Raw genomic sequence first — 24758 nt, forward strand, 5'->3', positions numbered from 1 at the left:
CCATGGGCTACCGAGCGGCATTCAGGATCTGGCGCGGCGACGACGGGGGCGGCGAACTGCGCGACTACACCGTCGAGGTGAACGAGGGGGAGGTCGTTCTCGACATCGTCCACCGGCTGCAGGCCACCCAGGCTCCCGACCTGGCGGTGCGATGGAACTGCAAGGCGGGCAAGTGCGGGTCCTGCTCGGCGGAGGTCAACGGCCGTCCGCGGCTGCTGTGTATGACCCGGATGTCGGTCTTCGCGGAGGACGAGGTGGTCACCGTGACCCCGCTGCGCACCTTCCCGGTGATCCGGGACCTGGTCACCGATGTGTCCTTCAACTACGCCAAGGCCCGGGAGATCCCGGCGTTCGCGCCCCCACCCGACCTGGCGCCGGGGGAGTACCGGATGCGGCAGATCGACGTGCAGCGGTCGCAGGAGTTCCGCAAGTGCATCGAGTGCTTCCTGTGCCAGAACGTCTGCCACGTGGTGCGCGACCACGAGGAGAACAAGGAGGCGTTCGCCGGACCCCGGTACCTGATGCGGATCGCCGAACTCGAGATGCATCCGCTCGACGTGGCCGACCGGCGCACCGCCGCCCAGGAAGAGCACGGACTGGGGCTGTGCAACATCACCAAGTGCTGCACCGAGGTGTGCCCGGAGAACATCCACATCACGGACAACGCGCTGATCCCGATGAAGGAACGCGTCGTCGACCGTCGCTACGACCCGATCGTCTGGCTCGGAAACAAGCTGTTCCGGCGCTGACCGGTCCGGCCGAATGTCACATGCGTTCAGTTGAACCGCACCGGTGTGACATTCGGTCCGGGCGCCTCGGCGCCGCCCGCGTGCACCCGGGTGCGGATGCCGTCGACGAACAGGGTCAGGCCGAAATCGAAGCGCACGGCCGGATCCCCGTCGAGCAGGTCGTCGTCCGAACCGGCCGCGGTCTCGGTGGCGACGTCGGGGGAGACGGGCTTGCGGGTCAGCGCCCCGAGTTCGGCGAGTTGCAGGCGGGACTGTTCGTCGACGGTGTGGCCGAGGACGTAGTGCAGCAGCGCGTATCCGGCGAGCTCGGCGTGCGCCCGGGACAACCGGGCCCGGAGCCCCGCCGCGACGAATGCCTCGCGCACCCGCGCAGTGGTCAGGCGCGACGCGTAGGTCGCGGCGACGAGTTCCGCGCCGTCTCGGTGCGCGAGCAGTGCGGCGCGGAAGCGATGCGCGAGTTCGCTGAGGGCGCCGTCCCACGTGGACGCGGTGGGCGGGGCCGCGACGCCGTCGAGGATGCGGTCGGCCATCGCCCCGAGCAGGGTCTGCTTGTTCGGGAAGTGCCAGTACAGGGCCCCGGGCTGGACGCCGAGCGAGGTGGCGAGCTTCCGCATCGTCAGGTCGCCGAGCCCGTACTCGTCGAGGATCGCCATCGCGCCGTCGAGGACGTCGCCGCGTCGCAACTGCACCGTTCGCTCCCGTCTGGTTCCCGAGCATCCGTCGCGTTGACAGTAGACCACCGTCACCCTAGCCTGAACGTCGTTCAAGTGAACGGTGTTCAAGTGTGCCGCGACCCGCATCCTCCAGGAGACTCCCGTGACCCAGGCCCCCGCCCGTGCCGACATCCTCGCCCTCGCCCGCGAACAGGTCCTGGGGCGTGGCGAGGGACTCGACCGCGAGCAGGTGCTCGAGGTGCTGCGGCTGCCCGACGACCGGCTCGAGGACCTGCTCGGCCTGGCCCACGAGGTCCGCATGACCTGGTGCGGCCCCGAGGTCGAGGTGGAGGGCATCATCAGCCTCAAGACCGGCGGCTGCCCCGAGGACTGCCACTTCTGCTCCCAGTCGGGACTGTTCGCCTCCCCGGTCCGCTCGGCGTGGCTCGACATCCCCAGCCTCGTCGAGGCCGCCAAGCAGACGGCCAAGACCGGCGCGACCGAGTTCTGCATCGTCGCCGCCGTCCGAGGGCCCGACGCGCGTCTGATGGCTCAGGTCGCCGCCGGTGTCGAAGCGATCCGCAACGAGGTCGACATCCAGGTGGCGTGTTCGCTCGGCATGCTCACCCGGGAGCAGGTCGACCAGCTCGCCGCGATGGGAGTGCACCGCTACAACCACAACCTCGAGACCGCCCGCTCGTTCTTCCCCCAGGTCGTCACCACCCACACCTGGGAGGAGCGGTGGGAGACGCTGCGGATGGTCCGTGAGGCCGGGATGGAGGTGTGCTGCGGCGGCATCCTGGGCATGGGGGAGACGCTCGAGCAGCGCGCCGAATTCGCCGCCGACCTGGCCGCCCTCGAACCCGACGAGGTGCCCCTGAACTTCCTCAACCCGCGCCCGGGCACCCCGTTCGGGGACCTCGAGGTCCTGCCGGCGGCGGAGGCGCTCAAGGCCGTTGCCGCCTTCCGGCTCGCGCTGCCGCGCACCATCCTGCGCTTCGCCGGCGGCCGCGAGATCACCCTCGGCGACCTCGGCGCCAAGCAGGGCATCCTCGGCGGCATCAACGCCGTCATCGTCGGCAACTACCTCACCACCCTCGGCCGGCCCGCCGAGTCCGACCTCGACCTGCTCGGCGAGCTGAAGATGCCGATCAAGGCGCTCGGCGAGACCTTCTAGGAGGCCGGTGTGTTCAATCCGTTCACCGGCCGGCCCGTGGACGAGGGCGCCCCGGTCCCGGCCGCGGCCCGGCTCGGTCTCGAACCGCCCCGGTTCTGCGAGCAGTGCGGACGGCGGATGATCGTGCAGATCGCCCCCGACGGCTGGTGGGCCCGGTGCTCACGGCACGGGATGCTCGATTCGAGCCTGACCGAACGTCGCTGAGACGGGGGCCGGCCGCCGGCGGGCACGGTCGCAGCGCGTCCGCCGGCGGCCGGACCCGGCTCAGTCGAGGATGGCGGTCGCTTCGACTTCGACGAGCACATCCGGCTCGAACAGGTAGTCCACGCCGACGAGGGAGGCCGGCGGCACCGGCACGGGCAGCCCGATCTCCTCGGCGACCTGTTCGAGGCCCGCCATGAAGTCGGTGATCTTCTCCGGTGCCCAGTTCGTGACGTAGAAGGTCAGCCGCAGGACGTCGCCGAACCCCGCCCCCGCACCGGCCAGTCCGGTTGCGGTGTTCCGCAACGCCTGGGCGACCTGTCCCGCCAGATCGCCGGGTGAGACGGGGGTGCCGTCCGCGAGCCGGGCGATCTGGCCGGCGACGTGGACATGGCGGGTGCCCGTGCCGACGGCGACGTGGTGGTACGGGGTGGGCTGGGTCATGCCTTCGGGGGTCAGGTATCGAACGGTCATGGGGTGCTCCTCGCTCATCGATCCGAACAGGTATCACAGTGATACTTGGTCTCCGAAGGTCACTTCAACGAGACTAGGTGTCGTGCGCGATACCACCTCGGACGCCCTCGGTGCACTCACGGTCACCGCACCGCATCGTGAGCTGCTCGATCAGATCCTCGACAAGTGGTCGTTGGCGGTGTGCAACGAGCTGTGCGAGCGTCCGAGCCGGTTCAACGAGCTGCGGCGCGCGATCCCCGCCGTGACGCAGAAGTCGCTGACCGCGACCCTGCGTCGACTCGAACGCAACGGCATCGTCGAGCGCACGCTCCTCAGTTCCCGCCCGGTCGCGGTCGAATACCGGATGACCCCGCTCGGTAAGACGCTCCGCCCGCCGGTCGACGTCCTCCTCGCGTGGGCCGACGCGCACCTGCCCGAAATCGACGCCGCCCGCGCGCGCTTCGATGCGGAGTCGGACCTCGCCTGAGGCGCCGCGTCCGGGGCTCGCGGAATCGGGGTGCGCGCGAACTCCGGGTGCGATCCGGGCGCCGTGCGGCGGGCCAGGGCGGATCACCCCGGGTGCTGACCCCCGCCCCGCCGGGTCCACCCGGGCGCCGGCACCGGTCAACCCGGCGGGCGCAGGGCGGCGAACTCGTCGGTGACGCGCAGGCGCGACTCGGTGAAGCGGAACAGCGCGGGAGGCCGGCCGCCGGCCCGGCCGGACGGCGCGGTGGTGCCGGTGGGGGTCAGGACGTCGCGCCGCTTGAGCACGCGCTGCAGGTTCGTGGCGTCCACCTGGTATCCGAGTGCCGCGCAGTAGATCTCGCGCAACGTGGACATGGCGAACTCGGCCGGGGCCAGCCCGAAGGCGATGTTGGTGTACGACAGCTTGGCGGCCAGGCGGGTGCGCGCGTTCTCGACCATGATCCCGTGGTCGAAGGACATCGCCGGCAGGTCCGAGACGGGATGCCAGGCGGTGTCCCCGGGTAGCCGGGGATCGGAGGTGATCGGCACCAGCCCGAGGTACGTCGAGGCGATCGTGCGCGGTCCCGGCACGCGGTGCGGATCGGAGAACACCGAGAGCTGCTCGAGGTGCGCCACCTCGCGCACGTCGACCTTCTCGGCCAGCTGGCGGCGCGCGGAGGTGGTGAGGTCCTCGTCGTCGCGGAGGCGGCCTCCGGGCAGCGACCAGGTGCCCGCCTGCGGGTCGAGGGCACGCTGCCACAGCAGCACTCCGAGCTCGGTCTTCGTGCCCCCGTGGGTGTCCGGGAATCGGCGGACCTGGAACACGACGATGAGCACTTCGTGAAGGGTGCTACCATGTGTCATGTTTTCGATCCTAAGTCGAAAACCACCGAATACGGAAATCCGGGCACAGCCCGCCCGGTGCACGGCGAAGGAGCAGGCCATGACCACTACGACGTGGGCGGGCGCACAGACCCCGATCCAGGACGGACCCGCCGGTTACACGGGCGTCGAGGCGACCCCGGAATGGGCCGAGGAGGTCCGGCGACTGGCGCGTGAGCGCAACGCCACGTTGCTGGCGCACAACTACCAGCTGCCCGCCATCCAGGACGTCGCCGACCACGTCGGCGACTCCCTCGCCCTCTCGCGCATCGCCGCCGAGGCCGAGGAGGACACCATCGTCTTCTGCGGCGTGCACTTCATGGCCGAGACCGCGAAGATCCTCAGTCCCACCAAGACGGTCCTCATCCCCGACGAGCGGGCCGGCTGCTCGCTCGCGGACTCGATCACCGCCGAGCAGTTGCGCGAATGGAAGGCCGATCATCCCGACGCGGTCGTCGTGTCGTACGTCAACACCACCGCCGAGGTCAAGGGCCTGACCGACATCTGCTGCACCTCCTCGAACGCGGTCGACGTCGTCGCCTCCATCGACCCCGACCGCGAGGTGCTCTTCCTGCCCGACCAATTCCTCGGCGCCCACGTCAAGCGCGTGACCGGCCGGCAGAACATGCACATCTGGGCGGGCGAATGCCACGTGCACGCCGGGATCAACGGCGACGAACTCGCCGCCAAGTCCAAGGCGCACCCCGACGCCGAGCTGTTCGTCCACCCCGAGTGCGGCTGCGCGACGTCCGCGCTGTACCTCGCGGGCGAGGGCTTCGTCGCCGACGACAAGGTCAAGATCCTGTCGACCGGCGGCATGCTCGACGCGGCCCGCGCCACCGGCGCGAAGCAGGTTCTCGTCGCCACCGAGGTGGGCATGCTGCACCAGCTGCGCAAGGCCGCACCCGGAGTCGACTTCCAGGCCGTCAACGACCGCGCGTCCTGCCCCTACATGAAGATGATCACCCCGGCCGCGTTGCTGCGCTGCCTGCAGGAGGGCAAGGACGAGGTCCACGTCGACCCGGCCGTCGCCGAGCGGGCGCGGCAGTCGGTGCAGCGGATGATCGCCATCGGCAACCCCGGCGGCGGGGAGTGACCATGTCCTCCGGTGTCGGCGCGGCCCGAGCGGAACGGCAGGACACGATCCGCTGGGAGGCCCGCGCCGACCTCGTGGTGGTCGGGGGCGGCGTGGCCGGCCTCACCGCCGCCCGCGCCGCGTCCCGGCGCGGACTGCGGGTACTGACCGTCAGCAAGGGCGGCCCCACCGACACCGCCACCCAGTACGCGCAGGGCGGCATCGCCGTCGTCGCCCCGGGCCCGGCGGATTCCGTGGACGCCCACGTCGCCGACACGTGCGCCGCCGGTGCCGGTCTGTGCGACGAGGCGGCCGTGCGGTCCATCGTCTCCGGCGGCCAGGATGCCGTCGCCGCGCTCACCGACCTCGGCGCCGTGTTCGACCGCGGCCGCGACGGCGGCATCGCCCGCACCCGCGAGGGCGGGCACAGCACCCGGCGCATCATCCACGCCGGCGGCGACGCCACCGGCGCCGAGATCCAGCGTGCCCTGGGCGCCGCCGGCCTGCCGGTGCTCTTCGGGGCCGCCGCCGCCCGCGTCCTCACCGACGACGGTGGAGTCACCGGGCTGCTCGTCCTCGACGGCCGGGGCCTCGGTGTCGTCCACGCCCCGGCCGTGCTGCTGGCCACCGGCGGTCTCGGGCAGCTGTACGCGTGCAGCACCAACCCGGCCGGCGCCACCGCCGACGGGATCGCGCTGGCGCTGGACGCCGGCGCCGCCGTCGCCGACCTCGAGTTCGTGCAGTTCCACCCGACCGTGCTGTTCGCGGCCGGATCCGTCGGCCGCCGCCCACTCGTCAGCGAGGCCGTGCGCGGCGAGGGCGCACGCCTCGTGGACAGCGCCGGCCGCTCGGTCACCGCCGGAGCGCATCCCCTCGGCGACCTCGCACCGCGCGACGTCGTCTCCCGTGCCATCGCCACCCGGCTCGCCGAACTCGGCGACGACCACGTCCTGCTCGATGCGCGGCACCTGGAGGGATTCGCGCGGCGGTTCCCGACCGTCACGGCCTCCCTCGCGCAGGTGGGCCTGGACCCGGCTCGGGACCTGATCCCCGTCGCCCCGGCCGCGCACTACTCGTGCGGTGGGGTCGTCACCGACGTGTGCGGCCGCACCGGCGTTCCGGGGCTGTACGCGGCGGGCGAGGTCGCCCGCACCGGCCTGCACGGGGGCAACCGGCTCGCCTCCAACAGCCTGCTCGAGGGCCTCGTCGTCGGCGAACGCGCCGGCGTGGCAGCGGCCGAGGAACGCGGTGGACTGCGCGTCGAGACCGCCGACGCCGACCTGCCCGCGCGGCCCCGCGCACCCCGGGCGGCGCTGCAGCAGCTGATGACCCGGCACGCCTCCGTCGTCCGCGATGCGACCGGACTCGCCGTCGCCGGGGCGAACCTCGCTGCCGCCCCGACCGACCGGTGCGCCGACGCGCCGGCACTCGAGGACGCCGCGCTCACCGTCGCGGCCCGGGCCCTGACCCTCGCAGCCGGCGCCCGGACCGAGAGCCGCGGATGCCACACCCGTTCGGACCATCCCGGCACCGACCCCGCCCAGCGTCGCAGCCTCGAGACGCGGCTCGATGCGGACGGCGAGATCACGCTGCACACACCACAACTCACAGGAGCGCACTGAATGGCCAGTACCGAGCTGCCCGCCGGACTCGATCGGGACGAGACGCTCGCGCTGGTGCGCGTCGCCCTCGACGAGGACCTGCGCTACGGCCCGGATGTGACCACCGACGCCACGGTGCCCGCCGATGCCGTGGCCACGGCATCGGTGGTGCCGCGCAGCCCCGGCACCGTCGCCGGGATCGACATCGGTCTGCTGGTGCTCGACGAGGTCCTCGGCGCCGGCACCTACGAGGTGCTCGACCGTGCCGTCGACGGGCACCGCGCCGAGGCGGGGGAGACCGTCCTGACGGTGCAGGCACCCACCCGGGGCCTGCTCACCGCCGAGCGCACCATGCTGAACCTGATGTGTCACCTGTCCGGCATCGCCACGGCCACCGCTCGGTGGGTGGACGCCGTCGCCGGCACCGACGCGAAGATCCGCGACAGCCGCAAGACCCTGCCCGGCCTGCGCGCGCTGCAGAAGTACGCGGTGCGGGTCGGTGGTGGGGTCAACCACCGGATGGGTCTCGGCGACGCCGCGCTGATCAAGGACAACCACGTCGTCGCCGCCGGTTCGGTCGTCGCGGCGCTGCGGGCCGTGCGGGCCCAGGCCCCCGGCCTCGAGTGCGAGGTGGAGGTCGACAGCCTCGAGCAGTTCGACGAGGTGCTCGCCGAGAACGTCGAGCTGATCCTGCTCGACAACTTCCCGCTGTGGCAGACGCAGATCGCGGTGCAGCGGCGTAACACCCACGCGCCGCGGACTCGGCTCGAGTCCTCCGGGGGCCTGACCCTCGACGTGGCCGCGGACTACGCCCGCACCGGCGTCGACTACCTCGCCGTCGGCGCGTTGACCCATTCGGTGAGCGTCCTCGACCTCGGTCTCGACATGTGACGCCACGCCGCGCCGCGCGTGGCGCCGGCCGCGCCGATCGCGTACAACTGGCTACGTATCCGCCGCCGTGAGGCACCTCACGGCGGCGGCGCGCGTCCGGCGGGTCACAGGGGGCCCACCACGAACGAGTTCCCCGGCGGGGGAGCGGAGAGAGTTCGCATGCGTCTGCCGATGGCACCGACCGACTCGATGTTCCTGCTCGGCGAGTCGCGCGAACATCCCATGCATGTCGGGGGACTGATCCTGCTGCAGCCGCCGCCGGGCGGCGACGCCCGTACCCTGCGCACCTTGTTCGACGCGGCCCTCGCCCGTGACGACGTGGCGTCCCTGTGGCGCCGACGAGCCGTCCGCTCGCTCACCACCTTCGGGATGTGGGCGTGGGAGGACGATCCGCACTTCGATCTCGAGTACCACGTCCGGCGCGACGCGCTGCCGCAGCCCGGCGGGAACGCCGAACTGCGCGCGCTGGTGTCCCGGCTGCACAGCACCCTGCTCGACCGCAGCCGGCCGCTGTGGGAGATGCACCTGATCGAGGGTCTCGCCGACGGCCGGTACGCGATCTACACGAAGATCCACCACGCCCTCGCCGACGGGGTCGGTGCCATGCGGCTGCTGCACCGGGCCCTGAGCGCCGACCCGGACCGCACCGACATGCCGGCGCCCTGGTCGCCCTTCCCGTCCCCGGACCCGGTGCACTCCGCGGTGGGGACCGCGCTCGACCTGCCGGGCGTGACGGTGCGCGCCGTGCGCGGCGTGATCGGCGAGACCGTCGGGATGGTGCCCGCCGTGGTCGGGACCGTGGACCGGGCCCTGCGGGGCCGAGGTGGCGCGATGTCGCTCGCGGCGCCGCGCACGATGTTCAACGTCTCCATCGCCGGTGGCCGCCGCTTCGCCGCGCACGACTGGTCGCTGGTGCGGCTGCGGCGCGTCGCCGAGGCGGCCCGCGCCACCGTCAACGATGTCGTTCTCGCGATGTCCGCGGGAGCACTGCGCGCCTATCTGCTCGAACACGAGGCCCTGCCCGACGATTCGCTCGTCGCGATGGTGCCGGTCTCGCTGCGGCGGGAGAAGACCACCGAGGGCGGCAACGACGTCGGCGTCCTGATGTGCCCGCTGGCGACCCACCTCGACGACTCGGCGGCGCGCCTGCTCGCCGTCAGGGACGCGATGGTCGACGGCAAGCAGTCCCTGCGGGGCCGCTCCCAGACGGCGCTGCTCACCGTGAGTGCCCTGGGCATGGCACCGCTCGCGGTGGGGGTGCTCACCGGCAACCGGGCCGTGGTCCGCCCGCCGTTCAACGTGATCGTCTCCAACGTGCCCGGCCCGACCGAGCCGCTGTACTGGAACGGTGCCCGCGTCGACGCCCTGTACCCGCTGTCGGTGCCGGTCGACGGGCAGGCCCTCAACATCACCTGCACCAGCACCGACGACCGGATCGCCTTCGGTCTGACCTCGTGCAGCCGCAGCGTCCCGCGGCTCGATCGTCTCCTCGGGCACCTCGACGACGAACTCACCGCACTCGAACGCGCCTTCGGGGTGCCGGCCGCCGGCCACGATCGGTCGGGCTAGGCTCGCCGGCGTGACTTCCTTCGAGCCCGCCGTCGTCGCGGCCGTGACCCGGCACATGAACGACGACCACGCCGACGACAACCTGCTGGTGGTCCGTGCGTTCGCCGAACCCACGGCAGACGTCGCGCGCATGACCGGCGTGCACACCGAGTTCGGCGAGTGGGTCGCCGAGGTGGGCGGCACCGAGACGACGGTGCGGGTGCCGTGGCTCGAACCCGTCGCCGACCGGGCGGGGATCCGTACCGCGGTCGTCGCCCTGTATCACGCCGCGTGCGAGCGGCTCGGCGTGCCGCCGCGACAGCACTGACCGGACGCTAGGCCGCGGTGGCCGTGCGGCGCACGGTGGCGAGGAACGCGGCGGCAGCGAAGAACAGCCCGGAGAACACCCGGCCGGTGAGGCGCTGCTGGTGTGGCGAGCGCATCAGCGTCAGCACCCGTGCCGCCAGACCCGTGTATCCGGTCATGACGATCATGTCGACGGTCACCATGGTCGCCGCGATGATCAGGTACTGCTGCAGCAGCGGAGCCCCGGGATCGAGGAACTGCGGCAGTACGGCCAGCATGAACACCACAGCCTTCGGGTTGCTCGCGTTGATCAGGAAGCCGCGGGCCACCAGGACCGGTGCCGAGCCGAGACCCGGCGCCGCGTCGGGGGTGACCTCGGTGGGCCGCGTGCGCCACTGGCGCACTCCCAGATAGACGAGGTAGGCGACGCCGAACCACTTGATCACCGTGAAGGCGGCGGCGGATCCGGCGAGGATCGCGCCGACGCCGGCGGCGACCACGACGATCTGCAGCAGCAGGCCGAGTTGCAGTCCGACGATGTTCCACCAGCCGCGCCGCAACCCGTGGGCGAGGCCCGAGGACATCGATGCGATGGCGCCGGCGCCGGGGGAGAGGCTGATCATCCAGGACGCGCCGAGCAGGGCCACCCAGGTCTGCCAGGTCATCCCGCCATGCTACGACCGGGCCGGGCGGGTCATCTCGGCACCGGTGCCGGCACCGGCACCGGCCAGGGCTCGCCGGTGACGGCCCGGTAGGCGGCGACCCCGTCGGTCGGGCGGCGCATCAGATCCGGATCGGTGCGCACGTCGACGGTGTAGAGGCCGAAACGTGGTGTGTAGCTTCCCCACTCGTAGTTGTCGGTGATCGACCAGTAGTTGTATCCGAAGACGGGGGCGCCGTCGGCCGCGGCTCGGCGCACCCGGTCGACGTGCTCACGCAGGTGTCGCGCCCGGGTCCAGCCGTCGGCGCGGGGCGCCCCGTCGGCGGTGGGCATTCCGTTCTCCACCACGTACAGCGGCAGCCCGGGGTAACGGTGGGTGTAGTGCATCAGCGCCTCGTACATCCCGTCGGGATGCGGAACGATCGAGGCGAAGTCGTCGGTGAGCGCGTGGATCGCGCTCGGGTTGTCCACCGTGGCGCCGTAGTAGTAGTCCAGGCCGAGGAAGTCGAGGGTGTCGCGGACCCGGTCGACGAACAGCGTGTCGAGTCCGGTCTGGACGCCGGGTATGTATGCGGTGTTCGACGTCACGCGCGCCCCCGGATCCAGTTCGTGGATCCGGGCATAGACGGCGCGGTGCGCGACGACCAGGGCGTCGAACATGCGCGGGACGTCGCCGGCGGTGAGCCCGCCGAAGGCGAGTTCCTTCTGGACGTAGATGGTCGGTTCGTTGATCGTCACCCACATCACCCCCTGCCCGGCGTACCGGGCGACGACCCGCTCGGCGTTGGCGAGCCACGCCTCGATCGTGGCGGGATCGCGCCAGCCGCCGCGGTCGGCGATCCAGCCGGGGTACACCCAGTGGTCGAGGGTGATCATCGGGATCATGCCGTGCCCGCGCACCGCCGCGACCACGTCGTCGTAGTAGCGCAGTTCGGTCTCGTCCCAGTCGTGTGGGGTGGGTTGGATGCGGGACCACTCGACCGAGAACCGGAACACGTCCACCCCGAGGCCTGCGGCGGCGGCGATGTCCTCCCGGTAGCGGTGCCGGAAATCCACCGACGTGCCGACAGGTTCGCGGGTGCGGCCCGCCGCGGCGTATCGGGTCCAGTTGCTGTCCGGCGGTGAGCCTTCGGACTGGAAGCCCGAACTCGACACGCCCCACAGGAACCCGTCGGCCGGGGCGTGGGCGGGCGCCGCCGGCGCCGCCGCGGCGGGGGTTGCGACGACGGCCAGTACCACCGCCACCGCGGCCGCCGCGACCGCGGCCGCCCGGACTGCGGTGGCGGAGATCCTCATCGGGAGTGCGCGGCGATCCGGGCAGCGAGCCGTGGCCACAGGTCGGCGAGGGCGCGCCGGCCGACGAACAACCCGAGGTGCCCGGCATCGACCTCGTGCACCGTGATGTCACCCGCGGGGGTGCGCACCTGGTCGGCGAGGGCGAGGACCTGTCCCGGTGGCACCACGAGGTCGTGTCGACCGAGGACGATGTGCACGGGGCACTCGACGGCGGTCAGGTCCACCGTGCCGGCAGCGGTGGTGACGGCGCCGGCGACAAGGTCGTTGCCGATGAACAGGTGCTCGAGGATCCACGTCCGGAACGCCGCAGGGATCTCCTGCCGCCAGAGGAACCACCGGCGTTCCTCGATCGCCTGGGCGAGGGTCTCGGGGTCGTCGAGCAGACCCAGCAGTTCGAGGCTGCGCTCGATCTCGCTCACCGGGTCGGTGGGCAGCACCCCGAACAGCCGGCCGGTGTCGTACCACAGGTTCAGCACGGACGTGGACACCGCGCGGGGCAGGTGGTCGAAGGCGACGGCAGCGGGACGGTCGGCGTGGAAGTCGATCGGCGCCCCCGCGACGGTGAGGCTGTGCACGGTCTGCGGGTGCAGGGCGGTGTGCATCGCCGCGAGCCAGCCGCCCTGGCTGCCGCCGATCAGGTTGACCCGACCGCCGAGCAGGTCGACGGCCTCGGCGAGGACGGCGAGATGGTCGTCGAGGGAGGCGCTGTCGGTGGCCGGACCGGCGGGGGCCCAGTCCAGGCAGTACAGCCGTGTCAGCCCGCCGCCGCGCAGGGCCTGGACCTGACTGCGGTCGGAGGAGAGATCGACGATGCACGAGTGCGACCCGGACTGCGGCGGCAGCAGCAGGGTGGGTACGGCTTCCGGTTCCGGGGCGTCGGGGTCGCTGCAGTCACGCAGCCGGGTGAGCGGCCAGGAGTGTGCGACGGGCCACGGATGCGCCCAGTGCGGCGGTTCGCGGTCGGTGAGCGCCCGCCACCAGTCGGCGATGTCGGTCGCGACGTCGAGTGGATGCGCGCCGCGCCGGGCCAGGGTGGCCAGGTAGCTGCTCCAACCGGCGATCGCCGCCGCCCCGAGACGGAACGGGGCGGCGGCGATCGCGACGGTCTGCAGGGCATCCATGGGGTTCATTGAACCGGCGCCCGGTGTGGTGGTACGGCTTCTCCGTCGTGATCGCGACGGAAAAGACGCACAATCGATCACTTGAGGAGATCGCGGGCGGTGGTGGTGACCGTGGCGGTCAGCTCCCGGGCGAAGGAGACCTGCGCCTTGGTGAGGTCCTCGACCCAGCCGACGGGGCTGGCGGAGGCGAGCTTCTCCTGCAGGTCGAGCAGGCTCGACACGGCGCGCTCGTAGGTATCGACGGTCAGGTTGCCGCTCTGCTTGGCGGCGTCGACGACCTTGTCGTTGAACTCGCTCAGGCGGGCGGCGCTGTCGTCGAGGGCCTTGGTGAACTCGGCGGTGGCCTGGTTGGCGGCGGCGGTGGCCGACTCGGCGATCTTCTGAGCGGCGGCGGTGGCGTCCGCGGTGGCCTTGGCAGCGGCCTCGTTGGCCTTGGCGGCGTCGGCGGTGGTCTTGGCGACGGCGGCGTCGACCGGGGTCTTGGCGGTGGTCATGGCGTTCCTTCCGTTCGAGTGTGCGACAGCGCCTCGGAGGACGCTGTTAGCAGGTTAGCAGGATGATTGCTAACGGGCAAGTCCTCAGCTGAAGACGTACGTACCCGGAGCATCCTCGAGCGGGGGATGGGCGGTACTCCCCATGGCCGGCGGCGCCACCAGTTCCCCGGCGCGCTTGTTCGACCACGCCGTCCAGTCCTCCCACCACGAGTGCTCGTAGCGGGTGGCGGCCTCGTCCCAGACCTGCGGATCCGCGGGCAGGGGGGTGCCGGACTCGGCGTCCGGCGCGCCGACGGCCTTGAACCACACCCGCTTGCCCGGGGGGTTCACCGCACCGGCGACGTGCCCGCCGTTGGTGAGCACGTAGCGCACGTCGCCCCCGAGCAGGTTCACCGCCTGGTACGACGACGTCCAGGGCACGATGTGGTCGTTGATCGCGCCGACGACATAGGTGTCACACGCGATGTCGTGCAGGTTCAGCGGCTGTCCGTCGAGCACGTAGAGGCCCTCGGCGAGCTCGTTGCGGCCGTAGAGCGACCGGAGGTAGTGCGAGTGCATCTCCGCGGGCATGCTCGTGCTGTCCTCGTTCCACGCGAGGATGTCGAAGGCCGCCGGCTTCTCGCCCTTCATCCACCGCGAGACCCAGTAGTTGAAGACGAGGTCCTTCGCGCGGATCATGTCGAAGCTGCCGGCCATCTCCTTGCCGGACAGGAAGCCCTGCTGCCGCATCCGGAACTCGACGAGGTCCAGCGTCGCCGGGTCGGTCAGCAGACCCAGTTCCCCGACCTGGCTGTAGTCGAGCAGCGTGTTGAGCATCGTGAAGGCGCTCACGCGCTTGTCGCCGACGGCGAACGCGCGCGCGGCGGCCATCGCGGCCATCGCGCCGCCGAGGCAGATGGAGAGCACCTCGATCTTCGGCGAGCCGGTGATCTCCTCGACCACGTCCAGCGCAGTGGCGATGCCGTCGACGTAGTAGTCGTCCATCGTGATGTGCCGCATCGACTCGTCCGGGTTCCGGTACGAGATCATGAACACGGTTCGGCCGTGCTGGACCGCCCATTCGGCGAGGCTCCGGCCGGGCGCGAGGTCGAGGATGTAGTACTTGTTGATCCAGGGCGGTGCGGCCAGGATCGGCACCGCGTGCACCTGCTCGGTCTGCGGCGCATACTGGATCAGCTCGATCAGGTCGTTGCGGAAGACCACCTTGCCGGGTGTGGCCGCGAGGTTCTCGCCGACGGTGAACGCGTCCGAATCCACCTTCAACGGCAGGCCGCCGCGGTTGAGGATGTCGTGCGCGGCGTAGCGGGCGCCGCGCAGCAGGCTCGCCCCGCCGGTCTCGAAGGCGCGGGTGAGCACACCGGGATTCCACAGGAAGTTCGACGGCGCCAACGCGTCGAACATCAGGTTCGCGAACTGGCGTGCCTTACCGTCCTGCAGCGGATCGCCGGAGCCGGCCTCGGTGAGTTCCTCGACGTAGGCCCGCGTGGCCAGGTAGCTCTGCAGGAGCGAGAAGTACGCGGGGTTCTCCTGCCACGCGGTGTCGGAGAAGCGGCGGTCCCGCGGGTCGACCGGCATCGGTGCGTCGGGATCGTTCGCGTTGAACACGCGGGTGGCCGCGGCCGGGATCTTCGCCAGCCGGCCCGCGTACTCCGCCGTCGCGGCGGTGACGGCCTGAGGGTTGCGGACCGCGCGTCCGGCCACCGACGTCACTGCGGGACCCCAGCCGATCGGGTCCAGGGTCGACTTCAACTTCTTGTGCACGTGGTCGAGCAAGGGACATCTCCAGACGAGGAAGAGGGGTGTGTCCCGAGGGTGACACCGCGTGCCGAGCCGCGCATCTTACCGCGAGGTACATGCGAGCTGCACGTGCCGGGCATGGTCCGGGGCGGGCCCCTCACCAGCCGAAACATGAGGAAGGCTCACATTGGCGGGTGCGATGTGAACTTCCTCACTCCGTGCCGTCGTCGGGGCGCGCGCCACGACGACGCTTGCCCACCGTCACCTCCCGGAACGCCTCGTACATCTCCACCAGCGACCGGCGCTGCGCGTTGGTCAGGTCCGGATCCTCGTGGATCGCGCGGACCACCGCCGACTCGCCCGGGTCCGGCCGGCCCACCTCCGCCGTCAGCGCGTCGGCCGACAGATGCAGCTGCTCGGCGATCGCCTGCAGCACGCGCTCGCTCGGTGCGCGCAGGTTCCGTTCGATCTGCGACAGGTACGGGTTCGAGATCCCCACCATCGCGGCCAGCTGCCGCATGGGCAACTCGGCGAGCTCACGTTGCCGGCGGATCAGCTCCCCCAACGTCGGGGGGCGCGACGCATCGTCCTCCATGGGGTCAGCATAGGTCCGGCTGCCCCTCGCTCCGGAGCGCGCCGACGGCGCGTTCGGGGACTGCCGTCGAGGGTGATCGCCGCCATCACGGATAATGGAACGGACCCCCGTTCGCGAGAGAGGACACCTCATGCTTGCCCGCACCGACCTGCGCGGTCGAACCCCCACCACTGCGGAGCTGAGGGGCGCGCTGCCCCGCGGCGGAGTGGATGTGGACGCGGTGCTGCATCAGGTGCGGCCCGTCGTCGAGGACGTACGCGACCGAGGCGCCGTCGCGGCCCTCGACTACAGCGAGAAGTTCGACGGGGTCCGTCCCGACCGCGTGCGGGTCCCGAGGGTCGAACTCGACCGGGCGCTCGACGAACTCGATCCCGCCGTGCGTTCGGCGCTGGTTGTGGCGATCGAACGCACCCGCACGGTGCACCAGGACCAGCGCCGGACCGACACCGTCACCGAGGTCGTGCCCGGCGGCACCGTCACCGAACGCTGGGTGCCGGTCGAGCGGGTGGGGCTGTACGTGCCCGGCGGCAACGCCGTCTACCCCTCGTCGGTCGTGATGAACGTCGTGCCCGCCCAGGCCGCCGGTGTCGAGTCGCTCGTCGTCGCCTCCCCGCCGCAGGCGAACTTCGGGGGCCTGCCGCACCCGACGATCCTCGCCGCTGCCGCCCTGCTCGACGTCGACGAGGTGTGGGCCGTCGGCGGGGCCCAGGCCGTGGCGCTGCTCAGCTACGGCGGCACCGACACCGAGGGTGCCGAACTGGCGCCCGTGGACATGATCACCGGCCCGGGCAACATCTACGTCACCGCCGCCAAGCGCCTGTGCCGCGCCGTGGTCGGCATCGACGCCGAGGCCGGCCCCACCGAGATCGCCATCCTGGCCGACCACACCGCCGACCCGGTGCACGTCGCCGCCGACATGATCAGCCAGGCCGAGCACGACGTCATGGCGGCGTCGGTGCTCGTCACCACCAGCGCCGACCTCGCCGACGCCGTCGACGCCGCCGTCGACGCCCAGCTCGAGCGCACCAAGCACCGCGAACGTGTACGGACCGCGTTGTCGGGCAGCCAGTCCGGGATCGTCCTCGTCGACGATGTCGACCAGGGTCTGCAGGTCGTGAACGCCTACGCCGCCGAACACCTCGAGATCCAGACCGAGAACGCGTCCGCGGTCGCGGCGCGGGTGCGGGCTGCGGGCGCGATCTTCGTCGGTCCCTGGGCGCCGGTCAGCCTCGGCGACTACTGCGCCGGCTCGAACCACGTGCTGCCCACCGCCGGCTGCGCCCGGCACCAGTCCGGCCTGAGCGTGCAGACGTTCCTGCGGGGCATCCACGTCGTCGAGTACACCCGGGAGGCGCTCGAGGACGTCGCGGGACACGTGATCACCCTCGCCACCGCCGAGGACCTGCCCGCCCACGGCGAGGCGGTACGGCTGCGCTTCGAGGACCAGCAGTGAGCACGCCGGGATCCGGTATCACCGTCGACGACCTGCCACTGCGGGAGAACCTGCGCGGCAAGTCCGCCTACGGTGCGCCGCAGCTGACGGTGCCGGTGCAGCTGAACACCAACGAGAACCCGCACCCGCCGACGCAGGCGCTGATCGACGACGTCGCCGAGTCGGTGCGCGAGGCTGCCGCGCAGCTGCACCGCTACCCCGACCGTGACGCCGTCGCGCTGCGCACCGACCTGGCCGCCTACCTCACGCGGCAGACCGGGGTCGCCGTGAGCGTCGAGAACGTCTGGGCCGCCAACGGATCCAACGAGATCCTGCAGCAGATCCTGCAGGCCTTCGGCGGCCCGGGCCGCTCCGCGATGGGGTTCGTGCCGTCCTACTCGATGCACCCGATCATCGCCGACGGCACCCAGACCGAGTGGTTGCCCACGTACCGGGGCGAGGACTTCACCCTCGACGTCGACTCGTCGGTCGCCGCCATCCGGGTGCAGCGCCCCGACGTGGTCTTCGTCACCAGCCCCAACAACCCGACCGGACACAGCATCCCGCTGGACGAGCTGCGCGCGATCTGCGCGGCCGCCCCCGGCATCGTGATCGTCGACGAGGCCTACGCCGAGTTCTCCGCCGCCCCCAGCGCGCTCGCCCTGATCGACGAGTACCCGGCCAAGGTGATCGTCTCGCGCACCATGAGCAAGGCGTTCGCGTTCGCCGGTGGCCGGCTCGGCTACCTCGCCGCCGCGCCCGCCGTCGTCGAAGCGCTGCTGCTCGTGCGGCTGCCCTACCACCTGTCGGTGCTCACCCAGGCCGCCGCCCGCGCCGCGCTGCGCCACGCCGACGAGACTCTCGGCTCGGTCGCGCGGCTGTGCGCCGAACGCGACCGCATCGTGACCGAGCTGACCCGATTCGGCTACCACGTGGTGCCTTCGGATGCGAATTTCGTCCTGTTCGGCCGCTTCGCCGACGCCGCCGCCACCTGGCGCCGCTACCTCGACGAGGGAGTGCTGATCCGGGACGTCGGCATCCCCGGGTTCCTGCGCACCACCGTCGGCCTGCCCCACGAGAACGACGAACTGCTACGGGTGAGCGAAAAGCTCGCCGCCACCGAGATCGAGGACGCGCGATGAGCGAGCAGACCACCCCCACCCCGCGCACCGCGCGGATCGAACGGACCACCAAGGAGTCGTCCATCGTCGTCGAGCTGAACCTCGACGGCACCGGCCGCACCGACATCGCCACCGGTGTCCCGTTCTACGACCACATGCTCACCGCACTCGGTCAGCACGCCAGCTTCGACCTGACCGTGCGCGCGCAGGGCGACATCGAGATCGAGGCGCACCACACCGTCGAGGACACCGCCATAGTCCTCGGCCAGGCGCTGAACCAGGCGCTCGGGGACAAGCGCGGCATCCGCCGCTTCGGGGACGCCTTCATCCCGATGGACGAGACCCTCGCGCACGCGGCGGTGGACGTCTCCGGCCGTCCCTACTGCGTGCACACCGGCGAACCGGACTACATGGTGCACTCGGTGATCGGCGGTTACCCCGGCGTGCCGTACTCGACCGTGATCAACAAGCACGTGTTCGAATCCCTGGCCTTCCACGCCCGCATCGCCCTGCACGTCCGCGTGCTCTACGGCCGCGACCAGCACCACATCACCGAGGCCGAATTCAAGGCCGTCGCGCGAGCGTTGCGCCAGGCCGTCGAGCCGGATCCCCGGGTCAGCGGCGTGCCGTCGACCAAGGGCACCCTGTAGTGGACGTCGTCCTGACCTACGGCCTGTTCATGGTGGCCGGCCTCGCCGCAGGCGGCACCTGGTCGATGTGGCGGGCCGGGAACAACCTCTTCGCCGGAGTGCTGCTGGCGCTGACCCTGCTTGCCGCGATCGCCGGCGTGCTGAGGCTGCTCTGACCCCCTCGGATCGGCCCGGCCTGATCGGGGTGCCGGGCCTGCCCGCCGCCTGGGCGATGGCGGCGGGCGCGTTCGCCGGCTTCTCCCTGCTGCTGCCCGTGGTGCCGCAGGCCGTCGCCGACGCCGGCGGCAGCGGCACCCTCGCCGGGGCGGTGACGGCGGTGTTCATGGCCGCGACCGTGCTCACCCAGCCGGCCGTCCCGCGCCTGGTCCGGGCCCGCGGCTACCGCACCGTGCTCGCCGCCGGATGCCTGCTCCTCGGCGTGCCGTCGCTGCTGCTCCTGCTGTCACTGCATCCGGCCGTGGTGCTGCCGACCTCCGCGGTGCGCGGCATCGGCTTCGGCATGATCACCGTGGCCAGCGCCGCGCTCGTGGCCGAACTCGCCCCCGCCCGGCTGCTCGGTCGCGCCACCGGGGCACAGGGCATCGCCATCGCCGCGGCGCAGATGGTCGGCCTGCCGCTCGGCCTGGCCGTCGCCGAGCGGGCCTCCACCGTGCCCGTGTTCGTGCTCGGCGCAGCGGTGCCCACGTTCGCGCTCGTCGCGATAGCGCGCCTGCCGCGGGTGGTCGCCCGCCGCCCCGGCGCGGCCGGAAGCCGCATGCCGCTCGGCGCACTGGCCCTGCCGGCGGTGGCGATCGCCGCCGGCGCTGTCGCCTACGGTGGCCTCACCTCGCTGCTGGCGATCGCCGTACCCGCGGCCTCCGGGTACGTGGCGGTCGCGTTGGCGCTGATCAGCGCGTCCACCCTCGTCGGCCGCTACGGTGCCGGCGCGGTCGCGGACCGGATCGGCGCGGGCCGGCTCCTGCCGGCCGGGCTCGGTCTGGTCGCCGTGGCGATGGTGCCGTTCGCGCTCGCCGCGGACGAGCGCGGTGGCGCGGCGGTACTGCTCGGTGCGGCCGTGGTATTCGGTCTCGGTTTCGGGATCGTCCAGAACGACGCGCTGATGCTGGCGTTCCGTCGCGCCGGACCCGCCCACATCGGCGCCGCGAGCGCCGCCTGGAACATCGGCTTCGACGCGGGCACCGGGGCCGGATCCCTGCTGCTCGGCGGGATCGCCACCGTCGCAGGCTATCCCGCCGCCTTCGCCACCGTCGCGCTGCTCGTGCCGCTCCTGCCGCTGCTCGCGCGGATCGCCGGGCCGTCGGAGCGGCGCGGCGCGGCCCCATAGAATCGAGGCCATGAGCGCAACCAAGGTCGCCGTCCTCGACTACGGCTCCGGCAATCTGCATTCGGCGACGCGCGCGGTGGCGCGCACCGGCGTGCAGGTGGAGGTGACCGCCGACCCGCAGGTCGCGCTCGCCGCCGACGGCCTGGTCGTGCCCGGTGTCGGCGCGTTCGCGGCGTGCATGGCGGGACTGAAGGCGGTGCGCGGGGACCGCATCATCGGCCAGCGGCTCGCCGGCGGCCGTCCCGTGCTCGGCATCTGCGTCGGCATGCAGATCCTCTTCGACAAGGGTGTGGAATTCGGGGTCGAGACCGACGGCTGCGGCGAATGGCCCGGCACCGTCGAACGCCTCGATGCGCCGGTACTGCCGCACATGGGGTGGAACACCGTCGACGCCCCCGACAACAGCGTGCTGTTCGCGGGCATGGACCCCGACACCCGGTTCTACTTCGTGCACTCCTACGCCGCGCAGACGTGGGAGCTGCCGCCGTCGGAGCTCATCGCTCCGCCCGCACTGACCTGGGCCGAGCACGGCGTGCGGTTCCTCGCCGCGGTCGAGAACGGCCCGCTGTCGGCGACGCAGTTCCATCCCGAGAAGTCCGGTGACGCCGGGGCCGAACTGCTGCGCAACTGGGTCGGCAGTTTGTGAACCGCGGCGCGGGCGACGACCCGGCCCGGCCGGGCTTCTCACTCGGCCGGCTGGCCCTGACCGCGATGGGTGCCGCCACGGGCGTGCTCCTGCTCGCCACCGTCGTGATCGTGGTGCTGCAACCGGGGCCCGTCGTCGCGTTGATCGTCGCCCTCGCCGGCGTGGCCGGCGCGATCGGCGCGATGGGCGTCGTCTCGACACGGATGACGCGCCGCGCCTTCGGCCGCGACGGTAACGATGTGCCGCGCCGCGACGGTAACGATGTGCCGCGCCGCGACGGTAACGATGTGCCGCGCCGCGACGGGGACGATGTGCCGCGCCGCGACGGTAACGATGTGCCGCGCCGCGACGGTAACGATGTGCCGCGCCGCGACGGTAACGATGTGCCGCGCCGCGACGGGGACGTTTGACCGTCGGGGCCGGTGCTCGGCGGCCGCCGCGACCCGCTAGCATGGGCGCAGTGAGCCTGGTCCTTTTGCCTGCAGTCGATGTCGCCAACGGTGAAGCAGTTCGCCTCGTCCAGGGAGAGGCGGGCAGCGAGACCAGCTACGGCTCTCCGCGCGATGCCGCCCTCGAATGGCAGAACGCCGGCGCCGAATGGGTGCACCTCGTCGATCTCGACGCCGCCTTCGGGCGTGGCTCCAACCGCGAGCTCCTCGCCGACGTCGTCGGCGAGCTCGATGTGAAGGTCGAACTGTCGGGCGGTATCCGCGACGACGAGTCCCTCGAAGCGGCGCTGGCCACCGGGTGCGCCCGTGTCAACCTCGGCACCGCCGCCATCGAGGATCCCGACTGGTGCGCCCGCGCCATCGCCGAGTACGGCGACCGCATTGCCGTCGGACTCGACGTCAAGCTCATCGACGGACAGTGGCGTCTGCGCGGCCGCGGCTGGGTCTCCGACGGCGGCGACCTGTGGGAGGTCCTCGCGCGGCTCGACCGCGACGGTTGTAGCCGGTACGTCGTCACCGACGTCACCAAGGACGGCACCCTCACCGGCCCCAACCTCGATCTGCTCGCCCAGGTCTGCGCCGCCACCGACGCTCCCGTCGTCGCCTCCGGCGGCGTGTCCGCCCTCGACGACCTGCGGGCGATCGCCGGTCTCGTCGACCGGGGCGTCGAGGGTGCCATCGTCGGCAAGGCGCTGTACGCCGGCCGGTTCACGCTCACCGAGGCACTCGACGCGGTCTCGCGCTGATCCGATGACCACGCCCGCCGACCTGTCCAGCCTGCTCGCCGTCGCCGGCGAGGTGCTCGACGTCGCGTCGGAACGTTTCGTCGCCGGTCGCGGGGCGCCGCGCTCGGTGGACAAGGGCCCCAACGACTTCGCCACCGACCTCGACCTCGAGCTCGAACGGAGCATCTCCTCCGAACTCGAGCGGCGCACCGGCATCTCCGTGCACGGCGAGGAGTTCGGCGGTCCCGAAGCCGATTCGGGCACGGTATGGCTGCTCGACCCCATCGACGGCACCGTCAACTACTCGGCCGGGCTCCCCACGGCGGGGATCCTGCTCGCGCTCGTCCGGGACGGCGACCCGGTCCTCGGACTGACCTGGTTGCCGTTCGTCGGAGACCGGTTCGCGGCCACCGCCGGCGGGCCGCTGCTGCGCAACGGCCGTCCCCAGCCGCCGCTGCAGCCGGCGGCTCTCGGGGAGGTGATGGTCGGTGTGGGCAGCTTCGACATCGACAGCCGCGGGCGCATCCCGGGCCGACGCCGTCTCGATGTCATCACCGAGCTCAGCCGCCGGGTCTCCCGCCTGCGCATGCACGGTTCGACCGGAGTGGACCTGGCGTACACGGCGGCCGGCGTGCTCGGCGCGGCCGTCGTCTTCGGGCACCACCCGTGGGACAACGCCGCCGGTGTCGCTCTGGTCCGGGCAGCCGGTGGCCGCGCCACCGACTTCGCCGGCGAGCCCTGGCGCATCGGATCCGGTTCGGTGGTCGCCGGAGCGCCGGGTGTGCACGAGGAGATACTCGACATCGTGGGATCGCTCGCCGGTCCCGTCCCCGAGGAGGACCGAATTACATGACCCTGGCAGTGCGGGTGATCCCGTGTCTGGACGTCGACGCCGGCCGCGTCGTCAAGGGGGTGAACTTCGAGAACCTGCGCGACGCCGGTGATCCCGTCGAGCTCGCCGCTGCGTACGACCTGCAGGGCGCGGACGAGTTGACCTTCCTCGACGTCACCGCGTCCAGCGGCGATCGCGGCACCATGCTCGACGTGGTCAGCCGCACGGCCGAACAGGTGTTCATCCCGTTGACGGTGGGCGGCGGTGTGCGCACCGTCGAGGACGTGGATCGGCTGCTGCGGGCCGGCGCGGACAAGGTCAGCATCAACACCGCTGCCATCGCCCGCCCCGAGGTGCTGCGCGAGATGTCCGAGCGGTTCGGCTCGCAGTGCATCGTGCTGTCCGTCGACGCCCGCACCGTGCCCGACGGCGAGGACGACACCCCGTCGGGCTGGGAGGTCACCACGCACGGCGGTCGTCGGGGCACCGGCATCGACGCCGTCGAATGGGCCCGCCGCGGCGCGGAACTCGGGGTGGGGGAGATCCTGCTGAACTCGATGGACGCCGACGGCACCAAGTCCGGATTCGACCTGCCGATGATCCAGGCGGTGCGCGCCGCGGTCCACGTGCCGGTGATCGCCAGCGGCGGCGCCGGAGCGGTGGAGCACTTCGCGCCGGCCGTGCACGCCGGCGCCGACGCGGTGCTCGCGGCCAGCGTGTTCCATTTCGGGGAGCTCACCATCCCGCAGGTGAAGGCGGCGATGCGCGCAGAGGGGATCGAGGTGCGATGAACAGGCTGGATCCGGCGATCGCGGCGCGGCTCAAGCGCAACGAGGCGGGGCTGTTCGCCGCCGTCGCGCAGGAACGCGCCACCGGCGAGGTGCTGATGATGGCATGGATGGACGACGAGGCGCTCGCGCGGACCCTCGAGACCCGCACGGCGACGTACTTCTCGCGTTCACGCGGACAGTACTGGGTCAAGGGCGAGACCTCCGGCCACACCCAGCACGTGCACGAGGTGCGGCTCGACTGCGACGGCGACACGGTGTTGCTCGTCGTCGACCAGGTCGGGGCCGCGTGCCACACCGGCACCCACACGTGCTTCGACGCGGACGTCCTGCTCGCCGCCGAATAGGCGCCTCCGGCGCCGGTGTGTCCTTTGGGCTGCTCCAGCAGCCCAAAGGACACACCGGCCGCGGAGCGGCCGTCAGATGACGATCGGCGCGCCGGTGAGCAGGCTCCACAGGCCGAGTCCGAGGAACACGACGGTGCCGATGGCCGACCGGATCGGATCCCCCGTGAGGAAGCCTTCCGCGGCCCAGCCGACGAACTCGGTGAACAGTTCCGACGATCCCATGCTGATCCTTCCGAGAGGTGATGCATGACGAGGACGGTGTCCGAGGGGAAATCGACCGACCGGATTGTTTCGTTACGCCTCGTCGACCGGCGGTGCGGCACAATGCACCCATGCCTCTCATCCAGATCAGCCAGACCCCCGGTCTCACCGTCGAGCAGAAGCGCGCCACCATCGAGGCGGTGACCAAGGCCTACGCGGAGGCGACGGGCAAGGATGCGAAGTCGGTGTGGGTGACCATCACCGAGGTGCCGCGGGAGCAGTGGGGAGTCGGAGGTGTCCCGCTCGGGTAGAGCGCACCGCCCGCGACGCGCGCCGGC

Annotated in this window: 31 protein-coding genes; 21 read left to right on the plus strand and 10 right to left on the minus strand. The window is 71.7% G+C overall.

The window, feature by feature from the left end; genetic code table 11:
* Positions 1–2: 2 nt before the first annotated feature.
* The gene (locus RR3_RS08980) at positions 3–749 is read left to right on the plus strand and encodes a succinate dehydrogenase/fumarate reductase iron-sulfur subunit (RefSeq protein ID WP_010595243.1); all 747 of its coding nucleotides are present in this window, start codon (positions 3–5) and stop codon (positions 747–749) included.
* Positions 750–775: 26 nt separating this feature from the next.
* Here RR3_RS08980 and RR3_RS08985 read toward each other — a convergent pair whose 3' ends face one another.
* Entirely contained in the window at positions 776–1438 is a 663-nt protein-coding gene (locus tag RR3_RS08985) for a TetR/AcrR family transcriptional regulator C-terminal domain-containing protein (protein WP_040272579.1), read from the minus strand.
* 127 nt (positions 1439–1565) lie between these two features.
* Here RR3_RS08985 and bioB point away from each other — a divergent pair, with 127 nt between their 5' ends.
* Both bioB and bsaP read left to right on the plus strand, forming a co-directional pair.
* On the plus strand, positions 1566–2579 hold the full coding sequence (gene bioB / locus RR3_RS08990; RefSeq protein ID WP_026137926.1) for a biotin synthase BioB: 1014 nt from the start codon (positions 1566–1568) through the stop codon (positions 2577–2579).
* Positions 2580–2588: 9 nt separating this feature from the next.
* The gene (gene bsaP / locus RR3_RS08995) at positions 2589–2783 is read left to right on the plus strand and encodes a biotin synthase auxiliary protein BsaP (protein WP_003935826.1); all 195 of its coding nucleotides are present in this window, start codon (positions 2589–2591) and stop codon (positions 2781–2783) included.
* 60 nt (positions 2784–2843) lie between these two features.
* On the opposite strand, the gene RR3_RS09000 is transcribed toward bsaP, so the two are convergent.
* Positions 2844–3254: a RidA family protein gene (locus RR3_RS09000; RefSeq protein WP_017681416.1), complete on the minus strand. Its 411-nt coding sequence runs from the start codon at positions 3252–3254 to the stop codon at positions 2844–2846.
* Positions 3255–3336: 82 nt separating this feature from the next.
* Here RR3_RS09000 and RR3_RS09005 point away from each other — a divergent pair, with 82 nt between their 5' ends.
* Positions 3337–3720 (plus strand): winged helix-turn-helix transcriptional regulator, encoded by a 384-nt coding sequence (locus tag RR3_RS09005; protein ID WP_010595247.1) that lies wholly within the window; start codon positions 3337–3339, stop codon positions 3718–3720.
* A gap of 137 nt (positions 3721–3857) precedes the next feature.
* Here the strand turns inward: RR3_RS09005 and RR3_RS09010 are convergent, their stop codons facing one another.
* On the minus strand, positions 3858–4562 hold the full coding sequence (locus tag RR3_RS09010; protein ID WP_010595248.1) for an NUDIX hydrolase: 705 nt from the start codon (positions 4560–4562) through the stop codon (positions 3858–3860).
* A gap of 79 nt (positions 4563–4641) precedes the next feature.
* Here RR3_RS09010 and nadA point away from each other — a divergent pair, with 79 nt between their 5' ends.
* The 5 genes from nadA to RR3_RS09035 all read left to right on the plus strand — a co-directional run bounded on the left by nadA (position 4642) and on the right by RR3_RS09035 (position 10023).
* Positions 4642–5676, plus strand: coding sequence for a quinolinate synthase NadA (gene nadA / locus RR3_RS09015; protein WP_010595249.1), 1035 nt, complete (start codon positions 4642–4644; stop codon positions 5674–5676).
* Between the two features lie 2 nt (positions 5677–5678).
* Complete coding sequence (locus RR3_RS09020) at positions 5679–7277, plus strand: L-aspartate oxidase (protein ID WP_064066007.1); 1599 nt, start codon at positions 5679–5681, stop codon at positions 7275–7277.
* Positions 7278–8147 carry a carboxylating nicotinate-nucleotide diphosphorylase gene (gene nadC / locus RR3_RS09025; protein WP_010595251.1) on the plus strand — a complete coding sequence of 290 codons (870 nt, stop codon included), beginning with the start codon at positions 7278–7280 and terminating at the stop codon, positions 8145–8147. It abuts the gene before it with no gap.
* A 159-nt stretch (positions 8148–8306) separates the two neighbouring features.
* Positions 8307–9716, plus strand: a complete 1410-nt coding sequence (locus RR3_RS09030) for a WS/DGAT/MGAT family O-acyltransferase (RefSeq protein ID WP_040272575.1) — start codon at positions 8307–8309, stop codon at positions 9714–9716.
* 10 nt (positions 9717–9726) lie between these two features.
* On the plus strand, positions 9727–10023 hold the full coding sequence (locus RR3_RS09035) for a DUF2470 domain-containing protein (protein ID WP_010595253.1): 297 nt from the start codon (positions 9727–9729) through the stop codon (positions 10021–10023).
* A gap of 7 nt (positions 10024–10030) precedes the next feature.
* On the opposite strand, the gene RR3_RS09040 is transcribed toward RR3_RS09035, so the two are convergent.
* From RR3_RS09040 to RR3_RS09065, 6 genes are all read right to left on the minus strand, one after another.
* A complete protein-coding gene (locus RR3_RS09040; RefSeq protein WP_040272571.1) occupies positions 10031–10666 on the minus strand; it encodes a LysE family transporter in 636 nt (211 codons plus the stop codon).
* Positions 10667–10695: 29 nt separating this feature from the next.
* Positions 10696–11958, minus strand: a complete 1263-nt coding sequence (locus tag RR3_RS09045) for a family 1 glycosylhydrolase (RefSeq protein ID WP_059174644.1) — start codon at positions 11956–11958, stop codon at positions 10696–10698.
* Positions 11955–13079, minus strand: coding sequence for a DUF3141 domain-containing protein (locus tag RR3_RS09050; RefSeq protein ID WP_064066006.1), 1125 nt, complete (start codon positions 13077–13079; stop codon positions 11955–11957). Before RR3_RS09050 ends, RR3_RS09045 begins: the two co-directional genes overlap by 4 nt.
* A gap of 77 nt (positions 13080–13156) precedes the next feature.
* Positions 13157–13573 (minus strand): hypothetical protein, encoded by a 417-nt coding sequence (locus RR3_RS09055; protein ID WP_010595257.1) that lies wholly within the window; start codon positions 13571–13573, stop codon positions 13157–13159.
* 84 nt (positions 13574–13657) lie between these two features.
* The gene (locus RR3_RS09060) at positions 13658–15346 is read right to left on the minus strand and encodes a PHA/PHB synthase family protein (protein WP_017681423.1); all 1689 of its coding nucleotides are present in this window, start codon (positions 15344–15346) and stop codon (positions 13658–13660) included.
* A 175-nt stretch (positions 15347–15521) separates the two neighbouring features.
* The gene (locus RR3_RS09065; RefSeq protein ID WP_010595260.1) at positions 15522–15905 is read right to left on the minus strand and encodes a helix-turn-helix domain-containing protein; all 384 of its coding nucleotides are present in this window, start codon (positions 15903–15905) and stop codon (positions 15522–15524) included.
* A gap of 130 nt (positions 15906–16035) precedes the next feature.
* Here RR3_RS09065 and hisD point away from each other — a divergent pair, with 130 nt between their 5' ends.
* The 11 genes from hisD to hisI all read left to right on the plus strand — a co-directional run bounded on the left by hisD (position 16036) and on the right by hisI (position 24219).
* A complete protein-coding gene (gene hisD, locus RR3_RS09070; RefSeq protein ID WP_026137929.1) occupies positions 16036–17358 on the plus strand; it encodes a histidinol dehydrogenase in 1323 nt (440 codons plus the stop codon).
* Complete coding sequence (locus RR3_RS09075) at positions 17355–18479, plus strand: histidinol-phosphate transaminase (RefSeq protein WP_010595262.1); 1125 nt, start codon at positions 17355–17357, stop codon at positions 18477–18479. Before hisD ends, RR3_RS09075 begins: the two co-directional genes overlap by 4 nt.
* Positions 18476–19108 carry an imidazoleglycerol-phosphate dehydratase HisB gene (gene hisB / locus RR3_RS09080; protein ID WP_010595263.1) on the plus strand — a complete coding sequence of 211 codons (633 nt, stop codon included), beginning with the start codon at positions 18476–18478 and terminating at the stop codon, positions 19106–19108. The genes RR3_RS09075 and hisB overlap by 4 nt, the downstream gene beginning before the upstream one ends.
* Entirely contained in the window at positions 19108–19263 is a 156-nt protein-coding gene (locus RR3_RS24880) for a CG2302 family histidine operon protein (protein ID WP_017681426.1), read from the plus strand. The genes hisB and RR3_RS24880 overlap by 1 nt, the downstream gene beginning before the upstream one ends.
* A gap of 29 nt (positions 19264–19292) precedes the next feature.
* Positions 19293–20432, plus strand: a complete 1140-nt coding sequence (locus RR3_RS09085; protein WP_010595264.1) for an MFS transporter — start codon at positions 19293–19295, stop codon at positions 20430–20432.
* Between the two features lie 10 nt (positions 20433–20442).
* A complete protein-coding gene (gene hisH / locus RR3_RS09090; protein ID WP_010595265.1) occupies positions 20443–21078 on the plus strand; it encodes an imidazole glycerol phosphate synthase subunit HisH in 636 nt (211 codons plus the stop codon).
* A 65-nt stretch (positions 21079–21143) separates the two neighbouring features.
* On the plus strand, positions 21144–21488 hold the full coding sequence (locus RR3_RS09095; RefSeq protein ID WP_234420224.1) for a hypothetical protein: 345 nt from the start codon (positions 21144–21146) through the stop codon (positions 21486–21488).
* A 50-nt stretch (positions 21489–21538) separates the two neighbouring features.
* Positions 21539–22273, plus strand: coding sequence for a bifunctional 1-(5-phosphoribosyl)-5-((5-phosphoribosylamino)methylideneamino)imidazole-4-carboxamide isomerase/phosphoribosylanthranilate isomerase PriA (gene priA, locus RR3_RS09100; protein ID WP_003935804.1), 735 nt, complete (start codon positions 21539–21541; stop codon positions 22271–22273).
* Positions 22274–22277: 4 nt separating this feature from the next.
* Positions 22278–23105, plus strand: a complete 828-nt coding sequence (locus tag RR3_RS09105) for an inositol monophosphatase family protein (RefSeq protein WP_010595266.1) — start codon at positions 22278–22280, stop codon at positions 23103–23105.
* Complete coding sequence (hisF, locus tag RR3_RS09110; RefSeq protein ID WP_010595267.1) at positions 23102–23875, plus strand: imidazole glycerol phosphate synthase subunit HisF; 774 nt, start codon at positions 23102–23104, stop codon at positions 23873–23875. Before RR3_RS09105 ends, hisF begins: the two co-directional genes overlap by 4 nt.
* On the plus strand, positions 23872–24219 hold the full coding sequence (gene hisI, locus RR3_RS09115; protein ID WP_010595268.1) for a phosphoribosyl-AMP cyclohydrolase: 348 nt from the start codon (positions 23872–23874) through the stop codon (positions 24217–24219). Before hisF ends, hisI begins: the two co-directional genes overlap by 4 nt.
* A 72-nt stretch (positions 24220–24291) precedes the next feature.
* Here the strand turns inward: hisI and RR3_RS24885 are convergent, their stop codons facing one another.
* Positions 24292–24441, minus strand: coding sequence for a hypothetical protein (locus RR3_RS24885; protein ID WP_017681430.1), 150 nt, complete (start codon positions 24439–24441; stop codon positions 24292–24294).
* 20 nt (positions 24442–24461) lie between these two features.
* Between RR3_RS24885 and RR3_RS09120 the strand changes: the two genes are divergently transcribed.
* Complete coding sequence (locus tag RR3_RS09120; protein WP_487250753.1) at positions 24462–24731, plus strand: tautomerase family protein; 270 nt, start codon at positions 24462–24464, stop codon at positions 24729–24731.
* Positions 24732–24758: the final 27 nt, after the last annotated feature.

Source organism: Rhodococcus ruber NBRC 15591, assembly GCF_001894945.1.
In the GTDB taxonomy this organism is placed as follows: Bacteria; Actinomycetota; Actinomycetes; order Mycobacteriales; family Mycobacteriaceae; genus Rhodococcus; species Rhodococcus ruber.

Bases quoted from the DNA above. Each gene is read 5' to 3' on its own strand.
- RR3_RS09105 (WP_010595266.1), top strand. From the start codon at position 22,278: ATGACCACGCCCGCCGACCTGTCCAGCCTGCTCGCCGTCGCCGGCGAG.
- RR3_RS24885 (WP_017681430.1), bottom strand. From the start codon at position 24,441: ATGGGATCGTCGGAACTGTTCACCGAGTTCGTCGGCTGGGCCGCGGAA.
- hisD (WP_026137929.1), top strand. From the start codon at position 16,036: ATGCTTGCCCGCACCGACCTGCGCGGTCGAACCCCCACCACTGCGGAG.
- RR3_RS08980 (WP_010595243.1), top strand. From the start codon at position 3: ATGGGCTACCGAGCGGCATTCAGGATCTGGCGCGGCGACGACGGGGGC.
- RR3_RS09120 (WP_487250753.1), top strand. From the start codon at position 24,462: ATGCATGACGAGGACGGTGTCCGAGGGGAAATCGACCGACCGGATTGT.
- RR3_RS09065 (WP_010595260.1), bottom strand. From the start codon at position 15,905: ATGGAGGACGATGCGTCGCGCCCCCCGACGTTGGGGGAGCTGATCCGC.
- RR3_RS09040 (WP_040272571.1), bottom strand. From the start codon at position 10,666: ATGACCTGGCAGACCTGGGTGGCCCTGCTCGGCGCGTCCTGGATGATC.
- RR3_RS09095 (WP_234420224.1), top strand. From the start codon at position 21,144: ATGGGTGCCGCCACGGGCGTGCTCCTGCTCGCCACCGTCGTGATCGTG.
- RR3_RS09050 (WP_064066006.1), bottom strand. From the start codon at position 13,079: ATGGATGCCCTGCAGACCGTCGCGATCGCCGCCGCCCCGTTCCGTCTC.
- RR3_RS09030 (WP_040272575.1), top strand. From the start codon at position 8,307: ATGCGTCTGCCGATGGCACCGACCGACTCGATGTTCCTGCTCGGCGAG.
- RR3_RS09010 (WP_010595248.1), bottom strand. From the start codon at position 4,562: ATGACACATGGTAGCACCCTTCACGAAGTGCTCATCGTCGTGTTCCAG.
- hisH (WP_010595265.1), top strand. From the start codon at position 20,443: ATGAGCGCAACCAAGGTCGCCGTCCTCGACTACGGCTCCGGCAATCTG.
- RR3_RS09055 (WP_010595257.1), bottom strand. From the start codon at position 13,573: ATGACCACCGCCAAGACCCCGGTCGACGCCGCCGTCGCCAAGACCACC.
- RR3_RS09045 (WP_059174644.1), bottom strand. From the start codon at position 11,958: ATGAGGATCTCCGCCACCGCAGTCCGGGCGGCCGCGGTCGCGGCGGCC.
- RR3_RS09020 (WP_064066007.1), top strand. From the start codon at position 5,679: ATGTCCTCCGGTGTCGGCGCGGCCCGAGCGGAACGGCAGGACACGATC.
- nadA (WP_010595249.1), top strand. From the start codon at position 4,642: ATGACCACTACGACGTGGGCGGGCGCACAGACCCCGATCCAGGACGGA.
- hisB (WP_010595263.1), top strand. From the start codon at position 18,476: ATGAGCGAGCAGACCACCCCCACCCCGCGCACCGCGCGGATCGAACGG.
- RR3_RS09000 (WP_017681416.1), bottom strand. From the start codon at position 3,254: ATGACCGTTCGATACCTGACCCCCGAAGGCATGACCCAGCCCACCCCG.
- hisI (WP_010595268.1), top strand. From the start codon at position 23,872: ATGAACAGGCTGGATCCGGCGATCGCGGCGCGGCTCAAGCGCAACGAG.
- hisF (WP_010595267.1), top strand. From the start codon at position 23,102: ATGACCCTGGCAGTGCGGGTGATCCCGTGTCTGGACGTCGACGCCGGC.
- nadC (WP_010595251.1), top strand. From the start codon at position 7,278: ATGGCCAGTACCGAGCTGCCCGCCGGACTCGATCGGGACGAGACGCTC.